The sequence below is a fragment of the Falsiroseomonas frigidaquae genome (assembly GCF_012163145.1).
GTDB lineage: Bacteria > Pseudomonadota > Alphaproteobacteria > Acetobacterales > Acetobacteraceae > Falsiroseomonas > Falsiroseomonas frigidaquae.
Genome location: NZ_JAAVTX010000006.1, coordinates 608,683 through 627,767 on the forward strand (window position 1 = coordinate 608,683; position 19,085 = coordinate 627,767).

The following is a 19,085-nucleotide window of genomic DNA, read 5'->3' on the forward strand; positions in this document are numbered from 1 at the left end:
TTCGCCCCCGCCTGCGCCACCTCTCCGCCAGCCCGGAAGGGCCAAGCCCCGGAATGGCCAAGCAAGGAGAACACCATGCGCGCACGCGACCTGATGACCCCTGAGCCCGTCACCTTCCAGCCCGGCACGCCGATCGCGGTGGCGGCGCGGGCCATGGCGGAACGCGGCTTCTCCGGCGCACCGGTGGTGGATGCGGAGGGCAGGCTGCTCGGCATGCTGACGGAAGGCGACCTGCTGCGCCGCCTGGCCGCGCCGGCCGATGCGCCGCAATCCTGGATCGCCGGCCTGTTCCAATCGGCCAGCGCGCAGGCCGACCGCTTCGCCCGCGCCCATGGCCAGACCGCCGGCGATGCGATGACCCGCGGCGCCGTGACGGCAACGGAGGATACGCCGGTGGAAACGCTGGCCAAGGCGATGGAGGAACGCGCCATCCGCCGCATCCCCGTGCTGCGCGACGGGCGCCTCGTCGGCATCGTCTCCCGCGCCGACCTGATCCGCGCGCTGCTGCAGCCGAAGGAGGAGCTGGTGGCGGATGCGCCGGATGAACGCATCCGCCGCGCGCTGGCGAAGGCGATGAAGGAGCAGCCCTGGATCGACGCCTTCGCCATCTTCTTCGATGTGAAGGATGGCGTGGTGTCCTTCCACGGCTATTGCCGCAACGACGCGGTGCTGCGCGGGCTGAAGGTGCTGGCGGAGACCATCTCCGGCGTGCGCGGCGTGGACATGAAGGTGGAGCAGACCACGCTGGACGCGGTGGCCGGCTGATGCAGGGGCCGCGCGTGCCGCGCCGCGCCGTGCTCGCCCTGCCGGCGGGCCTCGTCGCGCCGCCTGCGGCCCGCGCCGACACGGCACTGACCGGCGCGGACGCGCTGCTGCTGGTCCTCAGCGACCTGCACTCCGCCATGGAACGTGCCGCCGCCATGCTCGGCGCCATGGATGCCGTGCTGGCGGCGAATCGCGGCGTGCCGGCCTTCATCCTGCTGAATGGCGATGTGTTCGAGCGGGGCAATGCGGTCGCGCTTCGCAGCGACGGGGCGGCGGATTGGGCCTTCCTCGCCGCGCTGCGCCGTCGCGCGCCGGTGGTGCTGAACATCGGCAACCACGAGACGGCGCTGATCGACGATTTGGCGGAGGTGGTGGCGCGCGCCCGTGCGCTGGATCTGCGCGTCGTCTCCAACCTGCGCGACTGGCGCACCGGCCTGCCCTTCGCGGAAGTCTCCGCCGGCTTTCGCCTGCCGGACAAGCGGCGGTTGCGTGTCGTCGGCCTGGCCACCGACGCGGCCGCCACCTACCGCGCCCCCGCCCGCGCGCTGATCGACATGCCGGAGCCGGTGGCCTGGGCGCGCGAACGCCTGCACGGCCTGTTCGCGGAGGCCGAGGCGCGGGTGCTGCTGAGCCATGCCGGCGTCGCCGCGGATCGTGCCATCCTGCCGCTGCTGCCCGGCGGCACGCTGCTGGTGGGCGGGCATGAGCATCTGCGCTTCGCCCATGCGGAAGGCGCCACGCGCTACCTGCATTGCGGATCCTGGAACCGCGCGCTGACCGTGGTCGGGCTGGGCCTCGGCGGTCCCACGCCGCAGATCAAGGTGCGGGAAGTGGCGGTGGAGCCGGGCCAGGCGGAGGATGCCGCCCATGCCGCCCTGGTGCGGCAGGTCACGTCCGACCATCTGGCGCCGGAGGATGCGGAGGTGCTGTTCCACCTGCCCGCCCCCCTGCCCCTGCCGCAGGCCGCGCGCGCCGCCTGCGCCGCGCTGGCGCGCGCCACCGGCAGCCGGGCCGGGCTGCTCGGCCATACCGGCTTCGGCACCGGCCTGCCGGGCGGGCCCGTGCGGCGGCTGGATTTCGACGCCTTCCTGCGCTTCGACGGACCGGTGTTTCGCGGCAACGCCGACCTCGCAGCGCTGGCCAGCATGGCGCCGCGGCTGAACCAGGATGAGGCGGTGCCCCTGGCGGGACGTATCGGCGACTACGCCTATGTCGACCAGCTGCCGCGCCAGCCCGCCCTGCTGGCCAGCAATGGCTGGGTGCGGATGAACGCGGCGCATTTCCTGGGCGCCGCCGCGCCGCGCTTCGATGCGGTTCCGGATCTGGCACTGAAATCGCTGGTGGCGGCGGCGCTGGCTCGGCGCTGATGACGGCTTCGCGACCGGCTTTTGTCTTGAAATCGTCAAGAACCGGGACCACGCTCCAGTAAGAGGCCCGGGTCCCTCTGGCGGTGTCCCCCCGGTCACCGCGATGTCGGGCCTCCCAACCGCCGCGCCCCCGCGCAGCGACGGAAAGCGGAGGTCGAGGGCGTCATGGAGGGTGTAAGCAGCGCGTCGGGTGGTGCGCTGAAGCTGCGTCTGGTCGAGAGGCTTTCCGACCTGGAGCGGCTGATCGCGGTGGAACAGGCGCGATCCGCGCCCGATACGGCGCTGATCCGCCGGCTGAGCCGGGAGAAGCTGCTGGCCAAGGATCGCATGGCCGCCCTCGGCGGCTGCGGCATGCCACGCTGGGCGCGGGAGGATGGCGCGAGCTAGAGCCGCTTCACCGCAAGCGAAGACGGCGAAACGGCTCCATCCATCCATGTGCATGCATTTTCGATCGCCTTGCGAAGCCGCAGGGCGTGAAGATGCCCTGCTTCAGCTCCGCCGTCCGGTGACCAGCACCGCGACCAGCATTGCCCCCACGGCCACCATCACCCCGGCCAGCTTGGCCAAGCCCAGTGGCTCGTTCAGGATCAGCACGGACAGCAGCACCGCGGCCACCGGCACCATGGTGGTCAGGCAGGCGGTGCGCGTCGCGCCCATCATCTCCCCGGCGCGGGCATACAGCGTGGTCGCGATGGCGGAGGAGAGCACGCCCTGCGCGAAGCCCTGCAGCAGGTTGGTCTGCCAGGGCATCTCCGGCACCACGCCGCCGCCCAGCAGCAGCCAGGGCGGCAGCAGCACCAGGGCCGACAGCACGCACATGGCGGCATTGCCGGCCAGCGCCGGAATCCGCCAGCGCCGCAGCAGCACCGTGAAGGCGCCCCAGACCGAGCCGGCGCACATCAGGATGAGGTCGCCGCGCCAGGCCCCCGGATGGCTGCCACCGATGCCGTCCCAGCCGATCATCAGGATGCCGGAGACGATGAAGCCGAGCGCGATCGCCCGTCCGCGCGTCGGCCATTCGCCCAGCAGCGGAATCGCGATGACGGCGCCCATGACGGCGGAGGTGATCGGCGCGATGGTGCCACCATGGCTGGCCGGCGCATGCACCAGCCCCCAGCCGAATAGCAGCGCATTGGCCGCGCCGCCGGTGGCGACCAGGCCCAGCAGCTTCGGCAGACCGATTTCGGCCAGCACGCGACGTGCCCGCCAGGCGAAGGGCAGCAGCACCAGCGCGGCGGCGCTGTAGCGCAGCACGGCCAGGTCCAGCGGCGAATAGCCCGCCACGGTACCGCTGCGCGCGACCACCGCCTGTCCGCCCCAGATGAGCGCCGCGGCGAGGCCGAACAGCAGGCCGATGACGATGTTGCGGCCCGGAAGGCTCACGCGCGCGAGGGGACAGGATTCACCGCGCGACCCTACGCCGCCGCGGCGCGACTTCCCAGGGGGGCGCCTGGCGTCAGGCGGCGTGGATCTCGTTCAGATCCTGCCCGAAGCGGTCATAGCCGATGCCGTAGCAGTGGATGGAAATGGCGGTGCGGCAGGAGAGGTTGGCCAGGCGGTGGATCAGCAGCGGGTCCGCCGCGCCATGGCTGCCCTCGCCCGGGCGCAGCAGATGCGTGGCGTGGGGTTGCGGGCCATCCTCCGCCGCCTCGGCCGGGCTGTACCAGGTTTCCGTCAGCGTGCCCTGGTGCACGGCGAAGGCGCACCAGGCCTTGTGGCCATGCACGGGGGACATCTGCCCGGGGCGCCAGACCAGCGCGACCACCGCATAGCCACCCTCCGGGTCGCTGTGCAGCAGGTGGCGCACATAACGGTCCGGGCAGCAGGGACAGGCGAGGCCCTCCAGCAACGCTGGGTCCGCCGCGAAGGCCTGGAGCGCGGCGCCCACCGCCTGCGGCCGGTCCACCAGGGGCATGCGGGCCGCGGCGGCGACGCCGGCAAGCATGGTCTCACGTGCGGGGCGGGTGCGGATGAAGGTCATGGGCGTGCGGATTGTCCTCTTCTGAGGCAAATCTAGACGCGAATTTTTTCACGAGGCAAGCGAAAAGGAGAGTTATCTTTCTGAATGGGCGCCTCCGGCAGGTGTTTCATGCCAGCACACCGCCCCCTCTGGCCGAACGGACCGCGTGCGTTAAGGTGTGGGATACAAGTTGGAGATCCCCGCCATGCATCGCCGCACCCTGCTTGCCGCCCCAGCCCTTGCCGCCGCCCTGGCCCTGGCCGCCCCCGCCTGTGCCCAATCCGCCCGCCGCCCGCTGCGGCTGGTGGTGCCCTTCCCCGCTGGCGGCACCGCCGACCTGCTGGGCCGGCTGGCGGCGCGCGAGATCGAGGCGGGGCTGGGCAGCCCCGTGGTGGTGGAGAACCGGGCCGGCGCGGGCGGTGCCATCGGGTCGGATTCCGTGGCGCGCGGCCCGGCGGAGGGCACTATCCTGCTGTCCAACATCGCCAGCCAGGCGATCGGCCCGGCGGTGAACCGCAGCGTGCCCTACAACCCGGTCACGGATTTCCGCCACATCGCGCTGGTCGCGGCCGTTCCGTCGGCCATCGCCGTGGCGGCCGACGGGCCGATCCGCACCATGGCGGACCTCGTCGCGCGGGCGAAGGCGCAGGCCGGCGCGGTGCGCTTCGGCTCCACCGGCATCGGCACCTCCTCCCATGTGAAGCTGGAACTGCTGAAGCGCGCCGCCGGGGTGGACATCACCCATGTGCCCTATCGCGGCAGCGCGCCGGCCACCACGGATGTCATCGGCGGCCAGGTGGAGGGGCTGATCGCGGCGGTGCCGGATATCGGCAACAACGACCGGCTGCGCCTGCTGGCCATCACGCTGCCGGAGCGTGCGACCCGGTGGCCGAACGTGCCGACGGTGGTGGAGGCGGGCTTCCCGACGCTGGTCGCCACCAACTGGTTCGGCCTGTCCGGCCCCGCCGGGATGCCGGCGGAGCAGGCCGCCGAAATCAACCGTGCCGTGGTCGCCGGCCTCAATACGCCGGCGATGATCGAGCGCCTGGCCCAGCTCGGCGCGCCGCCCAACCGGATGAGCCCGGCCGAGTACAGCGAGATGGTGTCGAGCGAAGTCACCCGCTGGGCCGACATCGCCCGCAGCGCGAATATCCGCGTCGAATGAGCGGCGAGACGACGGCGGAGCTGGAAGCCCGCCTGGCCGAGGTGAAGGCCAAGCGCGGCTACCTGCTGCCGCATCACGGGCTGATGGCGCTGGCTTTTCCCAAATTGCTGGCCGGCTACGACGCGGCCTATACGGCCCTCGCGCTCGATGACCGGGTGCTGAGCCATCACGACCGCGAATTCGTCTGGATGGCGGTGCTGGCCGCGACGGATGAGGCGCTGGCGACGCACCACATCGCCAAGTTCCGCGCCGCCGGCGGCACCGACGAGATGATCGGGGCCACCTTCGCGGCGGCGGCCCTGGCCATCGGCGCGGAAGCCTTCGACTTCGCCGCGCGCGACTGGGGCCGCCAGCTGGCCCCCTTCGACCCGCAGGCAAGCTATGTGGCGACGCTGCGCATCGTGGCCCCCGCCGCGCCGATCCGGCTGGTGCACCTGGCGGGGCTCGCAGTGCAGGTCTGCCGCGCCCGCTGGCGCCCCTTCGGCTGGCACCTCCAGGCCGCCTATGCCGATGGGGTGGAGGAGGAGGCGATGGCGGAGGCGATCAGCCTGGCGATGTTCCCCGGCAGCGTGCCGCGCTTCGTCGAGGCCTGTGGCCACTGGCGCGGCCTGATCGCCGACGGCACCCTGCCCGCCAGCCCGCGTTTCCGGGCCTGGGCGGCACTGACCGGCCAGGGTGGACATGACGAGGCGACGGGCCTCGCCAAGCCGGGGTAGGCGCTGGAAGCCCTCTCCACCCGCAGGGGGGGGAGGGCTTTTGCAAACCTGCTAAAGCCTGGCCAGCACCGCGTCGCCCATCGCTTCCGTGCCGAGCGCCGGTTCGCCCGCCAATGCGATATCGGCAGACCGTGCGCCGGCATCCAGCGCCGCGGTCACCGCCGCCTCCACCTCCCGCGCCGCCGCCTCGACGCCCGCCGACCAGCGCAGCAGCAGCGCCACGGACAGGATGGCGGCGAGCGGGTTGGCCACCCCCTTGCCCGCGATATCCGGTGCCGAGCCATGCACCGGCTCATACAGCGCCCGCCGCCTTCCATCCGGTTTCGGGACGGAAAGGCTGCCGCTGGGCAGCATGCCGAGGCTGCCGGCCATTCCCGCGGCGGCGTCCGACAGCACGTCGCCGAACAGGTTGTCGGTCAGGATCACGTCGAAGCGCTTCGGGTCCCGGTTCAGCATCAGGCCGCAGGTATCGGCCAGCATGTGGTCCAGCTTCACGTCGCGGAACTCGTCGTGGTGCAGCGCCGTCACCACCTGGCGCCACAGCGCACCGGCCTCCATCACATTGGCCTTGTCAACGCTGGTCAGCACGCCACGCCGGCCGCGTGCCAGGGCGAAGGCGAAGCGGGCGGCGCGGATGATCTGGTCCTCGTCATAGATATGCGTGTTGATGCCGCGCCGCCTGCCATCCGCATCGCGTTCGATCCCGCGCGGCTCGCCGTAATAGACGCCGCCCGAAAGCTCCCGCACGAAGACCAGATCCACCCCGGCGAGCGTCCGCGGCTTGAAGGGGGAGACCTCGTCCAGCGCGCGCTCCGTCCGCACCGGGCGCAGATTCGCGAAAAGGCCGAGGCGGCGGCGCAGCGACAGCAGGCTGCCGCGGGCGCGTTCCTCGGCCGGCATGCCGGCGCGGTCCAGGCTGTCCACCGCGCCGAACAGAACGGCATCGGTGCGATCCACCGCGGCATGGGTGGCCGCCGGCATCAGACTGCCGGTGGCGCGCCAGGTGGCGTTGCCATAGGGCTGTTCCTCGATCTGCATCGGCAAGGCGTATTTCGCCTGCATGTGGCGCAGCACGCGTAGCGCCTGGGCAGTGACCTCCGGCCCTATGCCGTCCCCGCCGAGGACCAGGACATGCAGGGGGCGGGTGGCGGCAGATGGCGTCATCTCGGGTGTCCGGCAAAGTTGGGCAGGCATGGCGCAGCCCCTGGCGCCCGACGTCAAGCCACGCCGCCCCATTAGCCTTGCAGCAGGTTGCTTTGCAGCAGGGGGTGGCGCCGTGGCATGTAGGGGGCGATGCAAGATGCCTCCCCCACCCGCCGACCGGCCGTGCTCGTGCTGGGCATGCACCGTTCCGGCACCTCCGCCCTGACTCGCGTGCTGTCGCTGCACGGCCTCACCCTGCCCGCCAGGGTGATGCAGCCGGCGCCGGACAATCCGCGCGGCTTCTGGGAATCGGCGGCCGTCGCCGCGCTGGATGACCGCATCCTGGCCGCCGCCGGCAGCCGCTACGACGACCCGCGCCCGTTGCCCCCCGGCCTGCTGCCGGATGCGGAGCGGGAGGCCTTCATCGCCGAGGCGCTGGCCCTGCTCGGCACCGAATTCCCCGGCACGGATCCCTTCGTGCTGAAGGACCCGCGCATCTGCCGCCTGCTGGATGTGTGGCGCCCGGCGCTGGAACGCTTCGGCGCCGCGCCACTCGCCCTGCTGCCGGTGCGCAACCCGCTGGAGGTCGTGCGGTCCCTGGAGGCCCGGCAGCAGATGCCGAAGGCACAGGCGCTGCTGCTATGGCTGTCGCATGTGGTGGCCGCCGAACAGGGCAGCCGAGGGCTGCCGCGCGCCGTGGTGCATTACGACGACCTGCTGCGCGACTGGCGCGGCTTCCTTGCCCGGCTCGGCGTGCCGGTGCTGCGCGACACGGCGCTGGAGACGGTGGCCTTCCTGACCCCGGCGCTGCGGCACCATGAGGCGGATACCGACACGCTGCTGCGCGATGCCGAGGTGCCGGCCGCGGTGAAGCGCGTCTACGCCGAACTTCGCCGGGCGCCGGCCGAGCCCGGGCTGGACCCGGAGCCCTTCGACGCGGCCGCCGCCTGGCTTGCCACCGCCTGAATCCACCCTCTTGCGGAACGGGCGCCGCGGCCCGCATTCTGCCCGCCACGAAAAGCCGGCCGGCAAAGGTGCGGCGGAGTATGGGAGGGGTTACGATGACCAGCCTGATCACCCGGCGCATCGCGCTGGCCGCCGCCGCCGGCGCGCTCGCCGCACCGCATGTCGCCCGGGCGCAGACCCGCTACAAATCCGAATACAAGCTTTCCGTCGTCGGCAACCGCACCATCCCGCTGGCCGATGGCGCCTTCCGCTGGGCGGAGCTGGTGACGGAGCGTTCGGGCGGGCGGATCAACGTGAAGGTCTATCCGGGCAGCCAGCTCGTCGGCGGCGACCAGACGCGGGAACTGGTGGCGATGCGCCAGGGCGTGATCGACTTCGCGGTGTTCTCCACCATCAACATCTCGCCGCAGATCCGCGAGATGAACCTGTTCTCCCTGCCCTTCCTGCTGCAGGACAGCCGCGGCTTCGACGCCATCATCAAGGGCCCGATCGGCGCCGAGCTGTTCCGCACGCTGGAATCGCGGGACGTGCAGCCGGTGGCCTGGGGCGAGAACGGCTTCCGCGAGATCTCCAACAGCAAGAAGGCGATCCGTACGCCGGATGACCTGCGCGGCATGAAGATCCGCTTCGCCGCGGGCGCGATCTTCGCCGAGATCTTCACCGCCCTCGGCGCCAACCCGGTGCAGATGTCCTTCGCGGATCTGCAGCCGGCGCTGTCCACCGGCGCGGTGGATGGGCAGGAGAATCCGGTGAACCTGTTCCTCGGCTTCCGGATGGACACGCTGGCGCAGCGGCATTTGACCATCTGGAACTACGTGGCGGATGCCGGGATCTTCCTGCTGACCAAGCCGGTGCTGGCCAGCTTCACGCCGGAAGACCAGGCGCTGGTGCGGGACTGCGCGCAGCAGGCGGCGCAGGAACAGATCGCCGCCAGCCGGAAGGGCCTCGGCGCCAATGGCGACCGCTCCTCGCTGGATGAGTTGGCGCGGCGCAACGTGACGGTGACCATCCTGTCGGATGCGGAGAAGCAGGCCTTCGCCCGCGCCACCCGCAGCGTCTACGACAAATACGCGCAGACCGTCGGCACCGACCTGGTGCGCCGCGCCGAAGCCGCGGTGACCGCCGCGCGCGCCTGAGAGACTGCCGGCGCGGGGGCGTTTCCCCCCGCGCCCGCCTGCGGGATTGCCCCATGACCGAGCACGCCGACATCCAGGCCCCCGGCCTGCAATTGGGGGAGGCCCCGCCGCGCATCCCGGTCACGGTGGAAGGCGCGATCGGCGCCGCCATCATGGGCGTGCTCGCGCTGATCACCTTCGGCAATGTAGTGGTGCGCTACTTCACCAACGTGTCCTTCGCCTTCACCGAGGAATATTCGGTGGCGCTGATGGTGGTGATGTCCTTCGTCGGCGCCGCCGCGGCCTTCGGCAATGACCGCCACATCCGCATGACCTTCTTCACCGAGCGCCTGCCGGTGAAGCTGGCGCGCCTGGTCGAGCAGCTGGTGCTGGCCGCCTGCCTGTTCATCTTCGGCTGCATCGCCTGGTATGGCGCCTGGTACACCTGGGACGAATACCGCTTCGAAGTGCTGTCCCCCGGCCTCGGCGTGCCGTCCTGGTACTACACCGTCTGGATGCCGTTGCTGTCCGCCGTGATCTGCCTGCGCATCCTTGGGCGGATGATCCGCGTCGCGAGGGCCTGACAGCCATGGTGCTCGAAGGCTCCCTCATCCTGCTCGGCGTGTTCTTCGCGCTGCTGTTCCTCGGCGTGCCGATCGGCGTTTCGCTCGGCCTGGCGGGCTTCCTGGTGATCGCGGTGGAAGGGCTCGGCATCATGGCCCTGCCCACCAACATCTGGACCGGCATCGCCAAATACCCTCTGCTGGCGCTGCCGATGTTCGTCCTCGCCGGTATGGTGTTCGAACGCGCCGGCGTCGCCGCGCGCCTCGTCGTCTTCGCCCAGGCCCTGGTCGGGCCGCGGCGCGGGGCGCTGGCCATCGTCGCCGTGCTGGTCTGCCTGGTGCTCGGCGGCATCAGCGGGTCCGGCGCGGCGGATTCGGCGGCCGTCGCGGCGGTGATGCTGCCGGCGATGCTCAAGCAGGGCTACCCGCGCGCCTATTCCGCCAGCCTGATCGCCGCCGCCGGGTCCACCGCCGTACTGATCCCGCCCTCCATCCCCTTCATCGTCTATGCGGTGCTGGTGCCCGGTGTCTCGGTGCCCGCGCTGTTCCTCGGCGGCGTCGTGCCCGGCCTGCTGGCGGGCCTGGCACTGCTGGTGCCGGCCATCGTCCTGGCGCGCATCCACGGCTTCGGCCTGCCGCCGGTCGGGGAAGTGCGCCCGCCGCTCTGGGCCTCCTTCAAGGACGCGATCTGGGGGCTTCTCGCGCCCATCGTCATCCTGGGCGGCCTGCGCTCCGGCGCCTTCACGCCGACCGAAGCGGCCGTCGTCGCCGTGTTCTACGGGCTGTTCGTCGGGCTGTTCATCTACCGCGTGCTGCGCTGGGCCGATATCTACGCCGTGCTGCGCGACAGCGCCGAGATCAGCGCCGTGGTGCTGATGATCATCGCACTCGCCAGCATCTTCGCCCATGCCGGCAGCACCGTCGGCGCCTTCGACGCCCTGGCACAGACCCTGGTCGGCATCACCGCCAACGAAACCATCATGCTGCTGATGATCACCGCCCTGGTGCTGGTGGCCGGCATGCTGATCGACGCCATCTCGATCTTCCTGGTCTTCCTGCCGATCCTGCTGCCCATCGCCCGCGCCTTCGAATGGGACCTGACCTGGTTCGGCATCCTGCTGACCATGAACGTCGCCATCGGCGCCTTCACCCCACCCATGGCAGTGAACCTGATGGTCACCTGCAAAGTGGCCGGCGCCTCGATGGAATCCACCATCCCCTGGGTGATCTGGTTCGTCCTGGCGATGCTGACAGCCCTGCTGCTGATCGCCTTCATCCCCGACCTGGCCCTGTTCCTGCCACGCGCGTTCGGGGATCTATAGGCGCTGTTGGCACGGGTGGCTTGCAGGAGGGGCGCTGCCCCTCCTGCACCTCCCAGCAAAGGGCTTTGGCCCTTTGAACCCATGAATCATAAGCGGTGAAGCGGAGGGGGTCGGCGGTACCGCTGAACAAGCGGTCGCTTCAGCCCCCTCCGCTTCACCGCTTAAAGTCCTCGCGGTCCAGGGGCCCGAGGCCCCTGGCATGGGGGTGCAGGGGGAACAGCGTTCCCCCTGCAATCACCGGCGCAACAGGCGCCTTCAGACCGAGACGCTCATGTCCAGGGCCGGCTTGGCGTCGGCGGGCAGTGGGCTCTCATACGGCTTGCCGCCGGTGCGCTTGGCGTGGTCGGCCTTGGCTTCGGCGATGAGGTTCGGGTTCTGCAGCGCGTCGATGGCGGTGCCGGCCATCACCTTGGCGACGTGGACCATGCCCTTATGGGCGGCCGGCAGCTTGCCCTGGCCGGTGAGCTGCCAGGAGTGGAAGGGCGTGCCGATGGCGCAGGTGGCGCCGCGGGCCTGCACGGTGGGCACTTTCCAGGAAACGTCGCCGACATCGGTGGAGCCGATCATCGGCACGCCCTTGGCGTTTTCAGGCACCACCTGTTCGCAGAGCACTTCGCCCTCGCGCGGCTCGACGCCGACGCGGCGCCAGGCGGAGAGGATGTCTTCCTCCGACAGGGTCGCCTGGAATTCGGCGGCCTTGGCGCGGTCCGCATCGTCCCATTCCGGCGCGCCGATGCGGGCCAGGTTGGCGTGCATCGCCTTCTCCAGCGCCGTGTTGCCGAGCAGGTTGGAGACGGCGGAGATGACGCGGGTGGAGACGGTGCATTCCGTCATCAGCGCCGCGCCATCGGCGATCTTGCGGACGCGGGTCACCAGGGCGTTCAGCTCGGTCACGTTGCGGGCGCGGATCAGGTAGCGGACCTTGGCGGTGGACTGCACCACGTTCGGCGCGATGCCGCCGGCATCCAGGTAGGCGTAGTGGATGCGGGCGTCGGAGGGCATGTGCTCCCGCATGTAGTTCACGCCGACATTCATCAGTTCCACCGCATCGAGCGCGGAACGGCCGAGATGCGGCGCGGCCGCGGCGTGGCTGGCGCGGCCGACGAACGAGAAGTCGATGCGGGTATTGGCGAGGGAGATCGCGTCATCGACGCCGGCGAAGCTGGCCGGGTGCCAGGTGATGGCGATGTCGACATCGTCGAAGGCGCCGTCGCGCACCATGAAGCCCTTGGCGGCGCCGCCTTCCTCGGCCGGGCAGCCGTAGTAGCGCACGCGGCCGGGCAGGCCGTTGGCCTTCAGCCAGTCCTTCACCGCGGCGGCGGCCATCAGGCTGGCGGAGCCGAGCAGGTTGTGGCCGCAGCCATGGCCGCGGGACTCGCCCGGCACGGGGCGCGGCTCGGTGACGCCGGCTTCCTGGGACAGGCCGGGCAGCGCGTCGTATTCACCGAGGATGGCGATGATGGGGCCACCCTCCCCCGCCTCGCCCATCACCGCGGTGGGGATGCCGGCGACATTGGTGGTCACCTTGAAGCCTTCGGCCTCCAGCATCGCCTTGTGCTCGGCGCTGCTGCGATGTTCGTCGTAGCAGAGCTCCGGCATGCCCCAGATCTTGTCCGAGAGCTCGACATAGGGCTCGCGCCGCTGGTCGACGAGCTGCCAGATCTGTTCCGAATTCTGCATGAGAGGCTCCTTCCCGAAAGCCTGAGTATCGCCCGGATCGGGCGGGCCGGCCAGCGGGCAGGACAACTCCGCAAGCCGGGCCGCGTTGAGCGTGAGCAACCGGAAAGGAATGCGGCATGCAGATCCAGGTCAACACGCCCGACGGCGCCGGCGGCGCCGACCTCATCGCCAGCGTGGAACAGGCGGTGTCCGAGGCGGTGGGGCGGTTCGAGGACCATCTGACACGGGTCGAGGTGCATCTCAGCGATGTGAACGCGGCCAAGGGCGGTGACCGGGACAAGCGCTGCCTGGTGGAGGCACGCCCCACCGGCAAGGCGCCGATCGCGGTCAGCCACCAGGCGGCCACGGTGCCGATGGCGATGAACGGGGCGCTGGGCAAGCTCGGCCGGGCGCTGGATACGGCGCTGGCCTCGCGCACCGACCACAAGGGCAATGCCTCGGTCCGCTACGACGACGTGTAGGCAGACGTGCCCAGGGGGGCGTTCGTTAGGGATATGGCAATATCCGCCGATCCCGGGCATGATGCGCGGGCTGCGGCTGCGGAATGATTCCTGACGCTGCGCCATGAAGGCGCCCCGCAGCCCGCGCCAGAATGGCGCCCCATGCCGGCCCGATCCAGGCGCCGAGGATGCAAAGGGCCCTGAGATGCCGGAGCTGTCGCTCATCTCCATCGTGCTGATCGTGCTGCTGCTGCTGGCGGTGTTCACCGTCGCGCAGGGCGTCCGCACCGTGCCCCAGGGGCAGGTCTGGACGGTGGAGCGCTTCGGCGCCTTCACCCGCCTGCTGTCCCCGGGCCTGAACATCATCATCCCCTTCGTCGATGGCATCGGCCACAAGCTGAACGTCCAGGAAGTGGTGCTGGACATCCCGGAACAGTCCGTCATCACCAAGGACAACGCCACGGTCGCGGTGGACGGCATCGTCTATTACCGCGTGATGGACCCGGCCAAGGCCGCCTATGCGGTGCAGGACCTGACCCAGGCGCTGGTCGCCATGGCGATGACCAACATCCGGGCCGTGATCGGCGAGATGGACCTGGACCAGACACTTTCGTCGCGCGACCGCATCAACACCTCGCTGCTCAACATCCTGGATGGCGCGACGGACCCCTGGGGTGCCAAGGTCAGCCGCGTCGAGATCCGCAAGATCGAGCCGCCGGAGACCCTGATTCGCGCCATGAACCTGCAGATGACAGCCGAACGCGAGCGTCGCGCCAGCGTGGCGAAGGCCGAGGGCGAGAAGCAGGCTCTGGTGCTGCAGGCGGAAGGCCGCCGCGACGCCGCGCTGCGCGACGCCGAGGCGCGGGAGGCGCTGGCCCAGGCGGAGGCGAACGCAACCCGCATGGTGGCGGACGCCGCCGCCGGCGCGGGCGCCGATGCGCTGCGCTACTTCATCGCCGAGAAATACGTGAAGGCCTTCGAGGCGATGGCCGCCAACCCATCCTCCCGCCTGGTCATCGTGCCGATGGAAAGCGCGGCGCTGGCGGGTGGCATTACCCAGGCCATGGAATTGCTGCGCGGGCTTCCCGCCGCTGGTCCGGCAACGCCCCCCGCCTCACCCGGTGGCGGGCTTCTGCCGGGGGATCGGCCGTGGAACCGGGCCTGATCTGGATCCTGCTCGGACTGGTCGCGCTGGGCGCGGAGCTGGTACTGCCAGGGGTCTACCTGTTGTGGGCCGGATTGGCCGCGATCGGCACCGGGGTGGTGATGCTGGTGGCCGGCGATGCCGGCTTCGGGGTGGATGTGCTGGTTTTTCTCGCCATGCTGGCGGCCGGGGTAGCGGCCTCGCTGGCCACGCGACGCTTCCGCAGCCGCACCGCGCAGCAGGTGAATGCGCCCGATTCGGGGCTGGCCGGCCGGCGCGCGACCTTGCTGCACGGGCCGGACAACAGCCTGCGCGTGCGGCTGGGGGATAGCGAATGGCCGGCGCGGCTGGCGCCTGGCGTCGCCACCCCGGTGCCCGGCGCGGCGGTGCAGGTGGAGGCGGTGGACGGCGTGGTGCTGGTGGTGCGGCCGCTGCCCGATCTCGGCCAGGCCGCCTGATGCGGCGCGCCCTGCCTGCCTTGCTGCTGGCGCTGGCCGCCGCCCCTGCCCCGGCACAGGCCACTTCGGACCCGATGGAGGGGCTGAACCGCCGCATCCACGGCTTCAACCGCCTGGTGCAGGCGCATGTGCTGGACCCGGTGGTCGCAGCCTACGTCACCCACGCCCCGGCGCCGGTCCGTACCGGCATCGCCAACGCCTTCGCCAATCTGCGGGAGCCGCTGACGGCGCTGTCCGGGCTGGCGGTCGGGGATTTCGGCCTCGCCTGGAATGCGACGGCGCGCTTCGGCATCAATTCCAGCCTCGGCCTCGGCGGCGTGCGGGACAGCGCGGCGGAATGGGGCTGGCCACGGCGCGAGGCGGGACCCGCGGATGCGGTCTGCGCCTGGGGCGTGCCGAGCGGCCCATATGTCGTGCTGCCGATCCTCGGCCCCTCCACGCTGCGCGACGCCGGTGCGCTGCTGGCGAGCAGCGCCGGTCTGGCGCAGGCGCTCGGGCCGCAGATCTTCATCCCGTGGCGCGGCGGCGACCTGATGGTGGAATACAGCGCGATCGCGGCGGAACTTGGCCGGGTCGAGGCGCAGTCGCTGGACGCCTATGCGGTCTATCGCAGCGCCTACCTGCAGCGCCGCGCCGCCGCCTGCCCGATCGACCGTGCGGCCGCCGCAACGGAAGACTGACTTCGGCGAAATGAAGTGGGCCCGCCGCCTCTCTCCTGGCTTGAAGCCGCCGCGCAACCCGGCCTAGCCTGCCCGCCAAGCGCCCGGGAGCAACCTGGGCGCAGTGGAGGAGAGACGATCCAATGACCCTGCTGTCCCGCCGTACCCTGCTGGCCGCCAGCGGCGCCGCGCTGACCGCACCGCTCGCCATGCCGGCCCTCGGCCAGGGCAACTGGCCGAACCGTCCGATCCAGCTCATCGTGCCGTGGGGTGCCGGTGGCGGCACCGATGCCACCGCGCGCATCGTCGCCAGCCTGCTGGAGCGCGACCTCGGCCAGCCGGTGAATGTGGTGAACCGCACCGGCGGGTCGGGCGTGGTCGGGCATTCCGCCATCGCGACGGCGCAGCCGGATGGCTACACCATCGGCATGATCACGGTGGAAATCACCATGATGCATTGGCAGGGGCTGACCCAGCTCAACCCCACCTCCTACACCCCGCTGGCGCTGATGAATTCGGACCCGCCCGGCGTGCAGGTGGCGACCAATTCGCCCTATGCCGACATCAAGGCGCTGGCGGATGCCATCAAGGCGCGGCCGGCCGGCACCTTCAAGGCCAGCGGCACCGGCCAGGGCGGCATCTGGCATCTGGCGCTGGTCGGCTGGCTGCAGGCGATGGGGCTGAAGGGCGACCATGTGCGGTGGGTTCCGTCCAACGGCGCCGCACCGGCGATGCAGGAACTGGCGGCCGGCGGCGTCGACATCGTCACCTGCTCGGTGCCGGAGGCGCGCGCGATGATCGATGCGGGCCGCGCCAAGTCGCTGGCCATCATGGCGCCGGAGCGCAATGCGATGTTCGCGCAGGTGCCGACGCTGAACGAGACGCTGGGCATCAACTACTCGGTCGGCGCCTGGCGCGGCATCGCAGGGCCGAAGAACCTGCCGGCCCCGGTCACGCAGCGCATGGCCACCGCGCTGAAGGCGGCCTACGACAACCCGCAGTTCAAGGAGTTCATGACCAGCCGCGGCTTCGGCACGGTCTGGCAGGACGCGGCCGGCTTCGCCAGCTTCATGGCGGAAGGCGACCGCGCCATGGGCGAGGCGATGCGCGGCGCGGGCCTGGCGCGCGGCTGATTATTCGGGGGGCGGCGCCGCCGCCCCCCTCTGCCTCGCGGCGTCCGGAAGACAGATAATGCGATTGAACGATGCCCTGCTGGGCGCGATCCTGCTGGGATTCGCCGGGTGGATCTGGTGGCTGACCAGCTTCTTCCCCTCCTTCCCCGGCCAGGACTACGGCCCGAACCTGTTCCCCCGTATCCTCGCCACGGGCATCGGCCTCTGCGCGCTGGTGCTGGTGCTGCGCGGGGTGCGGAATCGGGCGCCGCTGCTGGTGGTGGAGGGCTGGGTGGTGCAGCCCCGCCGGGTGATCTCCTTCCTGCTGATCCCGCTGGCGGCCTTGGCCTATATCCTGGTCTCCGACCCGCTGGGCTTCATCCCGACCGCCTTCCTGCTGCTGCTCGGCCTGTCCCTGTGGTTCCAGGCGCGGCCGCTGGTGGCGCTGCCGGTGGCGGCGGGCATGACCTTTCTGGTGCACTGGTTCTTCGCCGGGCTGATGCGCGTGCCGCTGCCGCGCGGCGTGCTCGACAGCGTGTTGTGAGGATCGCCTGATGGACCCGCTGCTGCAGGCCTTCGGGCTGGTCTTCGACCCCTTCGTGCTGGCCGTAATCGGCCTGTCCGCCGTGTTCGGCATGTTCGTCGGCGCCATGCCGGGGCTGACCGCGACCATGGCGACCGCGCTGCTGGTGCCGGTGACCTTCTTCATGCCACCGGTGCCGGCACTCGGCGCCATCGTCACCGCGACCACCATGGCGATCTTCGCCGGCGACATCCCGGGTGCCATGCTGCGGATGCCCGGCACGCCAGCCTCGGCTGCCTATGCCGATGAATCCTACGCCATGACGCAGAAGGGGCAGTTGAACCTCTGCATGGGCGCCAACCTGGTGTTCTCGGTCGGCGGCGGGCTGATCGGCGTCGCCGTGCTGATCGGCTTCGCGCCGATGCTGGCGGAAGTCGCCATCAACTTCTCGTCCTATGAATACTTCTGGCTCGCCTGCCTTGGTCTCACCTGCGCGGTGTTCATGTCCAACGCCGACCCGGTGAAGGGCTTCCTTTCGCTGTTCTTCGGGTTGCTGCTGGCCACCGTCGGCATCGATCCGGCCGCCGGCTTCCCGCGCTTCACCTTCGACGACGTGAACCTGATGGGCGGCGTGAACTTCATCGCCACCATGATCGGCATGTTCGCGGTCAGCGAGCTGATGCGCGGCGCGGTGACGGTGGATCTGGTGACAAGGGCGGTGCCGCAGGCGGTGGGCAGCCTGTTCCGCGGCCTCGGCGACGTCACGCGCCGCTACTGGTGGAATTTCCTGCGCGGCAGCTTCATCGGCACCGCCATTGGCGCCCTGCCCGGCGCCGGCGCCGACATCGCCGCCTGGATCAGCTACGCCGTCTCCAAGCGCTTCTCGAAGCAGCCGGAGAAATTCGGCACCGGGGAGGTGGAGGGCATCGTCGATGCCACCTCCGCCAACAATTCCGCCCTCGGCAGCGCCTGGATCCCGGCGCTGGTCTTCGGCATTCCGGGCGACAGCATCACCGCCATCGTCATCGGCGTGCTCTACATGAAGGGCATGAACCCCGGACCCACGGTGTTCCAGGAGAACCCGCAGCTCATCTATTCCGTGTTCCTGATCTTCATCCTGGCCAACATCATCATGCTGCCGCTGGGCTGGGCTGCCATCAAGTCGGCGCGGCAGATCCTGCGCGTGCCGCGCAACCTGCTGCTGCCGGTGATCCTGCTGTTCTGCCTGGTGGGCAGCTTCGCCATGACCAACAGCCTGTATGGCGTGGTGCTGATGCTGGCCATGGGCATCCTCGGCTGGATCATGGAGGAGCACGGCATCCCCATCGCGCCGCTGATCCTGGGCCTGGTGCTGGGGGAGATGCTGGAACAGACCTTCGTGCAATCCATGATCAAGGCGGATGGTGCCTTCCTGGAGTTCTTCAGCCGCCCAATCGCCGGCAGCCTCGGCGTCTTCACCCTGCTGATCTGGCTGGTGATGCTGGGGCGCGGGTTCCGGCGGGCGCCGGTGCCCGCGGCGGCATGACGCCGCTCCGCTCCGCCGACGACCTCGCCCCCGGCATGGCCTTCGACCTCGGCGGCTTCGTGCTGCCGCGGGCCGAGGTGCTGGAATTCGCCCGCCGCTGGGACCCGCAGCCCTTCCACCTGGATGAGGAGGCTGCACGGCATTCGGTGTTCGGTCGCCTGGTCGCCAGCGGCCTGCACACCTACTCCGCCGCGGTCGGCCACCTGATCCGTAGCGGCTTGCTGGCCGAGATCAACCTGGCCGGCGGCGGCGCGGAGCTGACCTGGCCGGCACCGCTCGACCCGGATGAGCCGGTGACCATGCGCCTGGTGGTGGAGGAGATCCGCACCAGCCGCAGCAAGCCGGCGATGGCGGTGGCGAAGCTGCGCTACCTGGTGACCACGGCACGCAACGGCACGGTGGTGCTGGATGCGCTGGGCACGCATTTCCTGAAGCGCTGAAACGCCACAAGGCGCGGCGCGC

The 19,085-nt window shown here is 70.5% G+C and carries 21 protein-coding genes; 17 read left to right on the forward strand and 4 right to left on the reverse strand.

The features are described 5' to 3' along the window. Positions 1 to 75 precede the first annotated feature (75 nt). From HB662_RS22455 to HB662_RS22465, 3 genes are all read left to right on the forward strand, one after another. Positions 76 to 765, forward strand: coding sequence for a CBS domain-containing protein (locus tag HB662_RS22455; protein ID WP_245185807.1), 690 nt, complete (start codon positions 76 to 78; stop codon positions 763 to 765). Next, positions 765 to 2,132: a metallophosphoesterase gene (locus HB662_RS22460; RefSeq protein WP_168052974.1), complete on the forward strand. Its 1,368-nt coding sequence runs from the start codon at positions 765 to 767 to the stop codon at positions 2,130 to 2,132. Before HB662_RS22455 ends, HB662_RS22460 begins: the two co-directional genes overlap by 1 nt. 165 nt (positions 2,133 to 2,297) lie before the next feature. Beyond that, complete coding sequence (locus HB662_RS22465) at positions 2,298 to 2,519, forward strand: YdcH family protein (protein WP_168052976.1); 222 nt, start codon at positions 2,298 to 2,300, stop codon at positions 2,517 to 2,519. A 102-nt stretch (positions 2,520 to 2,621) separates the two neighbouring features. On the opposite strand, the gene HB662_RS22470 is transcribed toward HB662_RS22465, so the two are convergent. Further along, complete coding sequence (locus HB662_RS22470) at positions 2,622 to 3,515, reverse strand: EamA family transporter (protein WP_168052978.1); 894 nt, start codon at positions 3,513 to 3,515, stop codon at positions 2,622 to 2,624. Positions 3,516 to 3,588: 73 nt separating this feature from the next. Next, on the reverse strand, positions 3,589 to 4,113 hold the full coding sequence (locus HB662_RS22475) for a cysteine dioxygenase family protein (RefSeq protein ID WP_168052980.1): 525 nt from the start codon (positions 4,111 to 4,113) through the stop codon (positions 3,589 to 3,591). Positions 4,114 to 4,297: 184 nt separating this feature from the next. Between HB662_RS22475 and HB662_RS22480 the strand changes: the two genes are divergently transcribed. Further along, on the forward strand, positions 4,298 to 5,257 hold the full coding sequence (locus tag HB662_RS22480) for a Bug family tripartite tricarboxylate transporter substrate binding protein (protein ID WP_168052982.1): 960 nt from the start codon (positions 4,298 to 4,300) through the stop codon (positions 5,255 to 5,257). Beyond that, a complete protein-coding gene (locus HB662_RS22485) occupies positions 5,254 to 5,973 on the forward strand; it encodes a carboxymuconolactone decarboxylase family protein (protein WP_168052984.1) in 720 nt (239 codons plus the stop codon). Before HB662_RS22480 ends, HB662_RS22485 begins: the two co-directional genes overlap by 4 nt. 51 nt (positions 5,974 to 6,024) lie before the next feature. On the opposite strand, the gene leuB is transcribed toward HB662_RS22485, so the two are convergent. Further along, on the reverse strand, positions 6,025 to 7,137 hold the full coding sequence (gene leuB, locus HB662_RS22490) for a 3-isopropylmalate dehydrogenase (protein ID WP_168052986.1): 1,113 nt from the start codon (positions 7,135 to 7,137) through the stop codon (positions 6,025 to 6,027). Between the two features lie 129 nt (positions 7,138 to 7,266). Between leuB and HB662_RS22495 the strand changes: the two genes are divergently transcribed. From HB662_RS22495 to HB662_RS22510, 4 genes are all read left to right on the forward strand, one after another. Next, the gene (locus HB662_RS22495; protein ID WP_168052988.1) at positions 7,267 to 8,082 is read left to right on the forward strand and encodes a sulfotransferase family protein; all 816 of its coding nucleotides are present in this window, start codon (positions 7,267 to 7,269) and stop codon (positions 8,080 to 8,082) included. A gap of 95 nt (positions 8,083 to 8,177) precedes the next feature. Beyond that, positions 8,178 to 9,218, forward strand: coding sequence for a TRAP transporter substrate-binding protein DctP (gene dctP, locus HB662_RS22500; RefSeq protein WP_168052990.1), 1,041 nt, complete (start codon positions 8,178 to 8,180; stop codon positions 9,216 to 9,218). Between the two features lie 53 nt (positions 9,219 to 9,271). Further along, positions 9,272 to 9,781: a TRAP transporter small permease gene (locus tag HB662_RS22505; RefSeq protein ID WP_168052992.1), complete on the forward strand. Its 510-nt coding sequence runs from the start codon at positions 9,272 to 9,274 to the stop codon at positions 9,779 to 9,781. A 5-nt stretch (positions 9,782 to 9,786) separates the two neighbouring features. Continuing rightward, entirely contained in the window at positions 9,787 to 11,082 is a 1,296-nt protein-coding gene (locus HB662_RS22510; RefSeq protein ID WP_168052994.1) for a TRAP transporter large permease, read from the forward strand. Positions 11,083 to 11,337: 255 nt separating this feature from the next. On the opposite strand, the gene HB662_RS22515 is transcribed toward HB662_RS22510, so the two are convergent. Beyond that, positions 11,338 to 12,762, reverse strand: a complete 1,425-nt coding sequence (locus tag HB662_RS22515; RefSeq protein ID WP_168052996.1) for a M20 family metallopeptidase — start codon at positions 12,760 to 12,762, stop codon at positions 11,338 to 11,340. 116 nt (positions 12,763 to 12,878) lie between these two features. On the opposite strand from HB662_RS22515, the gene HB662_RS22520 reads away from it, so the two are divergent. From HB662_RS22520 to HB662_RS22555, 8 genes are all read left to right on the forward strand, one after another. Further along, entirely contained in the window at positions 12,879 to 13,223 is a 345-nt protein-coding gene (locus HB662_RS22520) for an HPF/RaiA family ribosome-associated protein (RefSeq protein ID WP_168052998.1), read from the forward strand. A 184-nt stretch (positions 13,224 to 13,407) separates the two neighbouring features. Further along, positions 13,408 to 14,367 carry an SPFH domain-containing protein gene (locus HB662_RS22525; protein ID WP_168053000.1) on the forward strand — a complete coding sequence of 320 codons (960 nt, stop codon included), beginning with the start codon at positions 13,408 to 13,410 and terminating at the stop codon, positions 14,365 to 14,367. Beyond that, positions 14,352 to 14,804: an NfeD family protein gene (locus HB662_RS22530; protein WP_168053002.1), complete on the forward strand. Its 453-nt coding sequence runs from the start codon at positions 14,352 to 14,354 to the stop codon at positions 14,802 to 14,804. Before HB662_RS22525 ends, HB662_RS22530 begins: the two co-directional genes overlap by 16 nt. Beyond that, on the forward strand, positions 14,804 to 15,484 hold the full coding sequence (locus HB662_RS22535; RefSeq protein WP_168053004.1) for an MlaA family lipoprotein: 681 nt from the start codon (positions 14,804 to 14,806) through the stop codon (positions 15,482 to 15,484). The genes HB662_RS22530 and HB662_RS22535 overlap by 1 nt, the downstream gene beginning before the upstream one ends. Before the next feature lie 122 nt (positions 15,485 to 15,606). Next, positions 15,607 to 16,596, forward strand: coding sequence for a tripartite tricarboxylate transporter substrate binding protein (locus HB662_RS22540; protein WP_168053006.1), 990 nt, complete (start codon positions 15,607 to 15,609; stop codon positions 16,594 to 16,596). Between the two features lie 58 nt (positions 16,597 to 16,654). After that, positions 16,655 to 17,119, forward strand: a complete 465-nt coding sequence (locus HB662_RS22545) for a tripartite tricarboxylate transporter TctB family protein (protein WP_168053008.1) — start codon at positions 16,655 to 16,657, stop codon at positions 17,117 to 17,119. A 10-nt stretch (positions 17,120 to 17,129) separates the two neighbouring features. Next, a complete protein-coding gene (locus HB662_RS22550) occupies positions 17,130 to 18,623 on the forward strand; it encodes a tripartite tricarboxylate transporter permease (RefSeq protein WP_168053010.1) in 1,494 nt (497 codons plus the stop codon). After that, a complete protein-coding gene (locus HB662_RS22555) occupies positions 18,620 to 19,063 on the forward strand; it encodes a MaoC/PaaZ C-terminal domain-containing protein (RefSeq protein ID WP_168053012.1) in 444 nt (147 codons plus the stop codon). Before HB662_RS22550 ends, HB662_RS22555 begins: the two co-directional genes overlap by 4 nt. Positions 19,064 to 19,085: the final 22 nt, after the last annotated feature.

Bases quoted from the DNA above. Each gene is read 5' to 3' on its own strand.
- HB662_RS22515 (WP_168052996.1), bottom strand. From the start codon at position 12,762: ATGCAGAATTCGGAACAGATCTGGCAGCTCGTCGACCAGCGGCGCGAG.
- HB662_RS22505 (WP_168052992.1), top strand. From the start codon at position 9,272: ATGACCGAGCACGCCGACATCCAGGCCCCCGGCCTGCAATTGGGGGAG.
- HB662_RS22520 (WP_168052998.1), top strand. From the start codon at position 12,879: ATGCAGATCCAGGTCAACACGCCCGACGGCGCCGGCGGCGCCGACCTC.
- HB662_RS22555 (WP_168053012.1), top strand. From the start codon at position 18,620: ATGACGCCGCTCCGCTCCGCCGACGACCTCGCCCCCGGCATGGCCTTC.
- HB662_RS22465 (WP_168052976.1), top strand. From the start codon at position 2,298: ATGGAGGGTGTAAGCAGCGCGTCGGGTGGTGCGCTGAAGCTGCGTCTG.
- HB662_RS22485 (WP_168052984.1), top strand. From the start codon at position 5,254: ATGAGCGGCGAGACGACGGCGGAGCTGGAAGCCCGCCTGGCCGAGGTG.
- HB662_RS22540 (WP_168053006.1), top strand. From the start codon at position 15,607: ATGACCCTGCTGTCCCGCCGTACCCTGCTGGCCGCCAGCGGCGCCGCG.
- HB662_RS22550 (WP_168053010.1), top strand. From the start codon at position 17,130: ATGGACCCGCTGCTGCAGGCCTTCGGGCTGGTCTTCGACCCCTTCGTG.
- HB662_RS22495 (WP_168052988.1), top strand. From the start codon at position 7,267: ATGCAAGATGCCTCCCCCACCCGCCGACCGGCCGTGCTCGTGCTGGGC.
- HB662_RS22535 (WP_168053004.1), top strand. From the start codon at position 14,804: ATGCGGCGCGCCCTGCCTGCCTTGCTGCTGGCGCTGGCCGCCGCCCCT.
- HB662_RS22545 (WP_168053008.1), top strand. From the start codon at position 16,655: ATGCGATTGAACGATGCCCTGCTGGGCGCGATCCTGCTGGGATTCGCC.
- HB662_RS22480 (WP_168052982.1), top strand. From the start codon at position 4,298: ATGCATCGCCGCACCCTGCTTGCCGCCCCAGCCCTTGCCGCCGCCCTG.
- HB662_RS22455 (WP_245185807.1), top strand. From the start codon at position 76: ATGCGCGCACGCGACCTGATGACCCCTGAGCCCGTCACCTTCCAGCCC.
- dctP (WP_168052990.1), top strand. From the start codon at position 8,178: ATGACCAGCCTGATCACCCGGCGCATCGCGCTGGCCGCCGCCGCCGGC.
- HB662_RS22475 (WP_168052980.1), bottom strand. From the start codon at position 4,113: ATGACCTTCATCCGCACCCGCCCCGCACGTGAGACCATGCTTGCCGGC.
- HB662_RS22525 (WP_168053000.1), top strand. From the start codon at position 13,408: ATGCCGGAGCTGTCGCTCATCTCCATCGTGCTGATCGTGCTGCTGCTG.
- HB662_RS22460 (WP_168052974.1), top strand. From the start codon at position 765: ATGCAGGGGCCGCGCGTGCCGCGCCGCGCCGTGCTCGCCCTGCCGGCG.
- leuB (WP_168052986.1), bottom strand. From the start codon at position 7,137: ATGACGCCATCTGCCGCCACCCGCCCCCTGCATGTCCTGGTCCTCGGC.
- HB662_RS22510 (WP_168052994.1), top strand. From the start codon at position 9,787: ATGGTGCTCGAAGGCTCCCTCATCCTGCTCGGCGTGTTCTTCGCGCTG.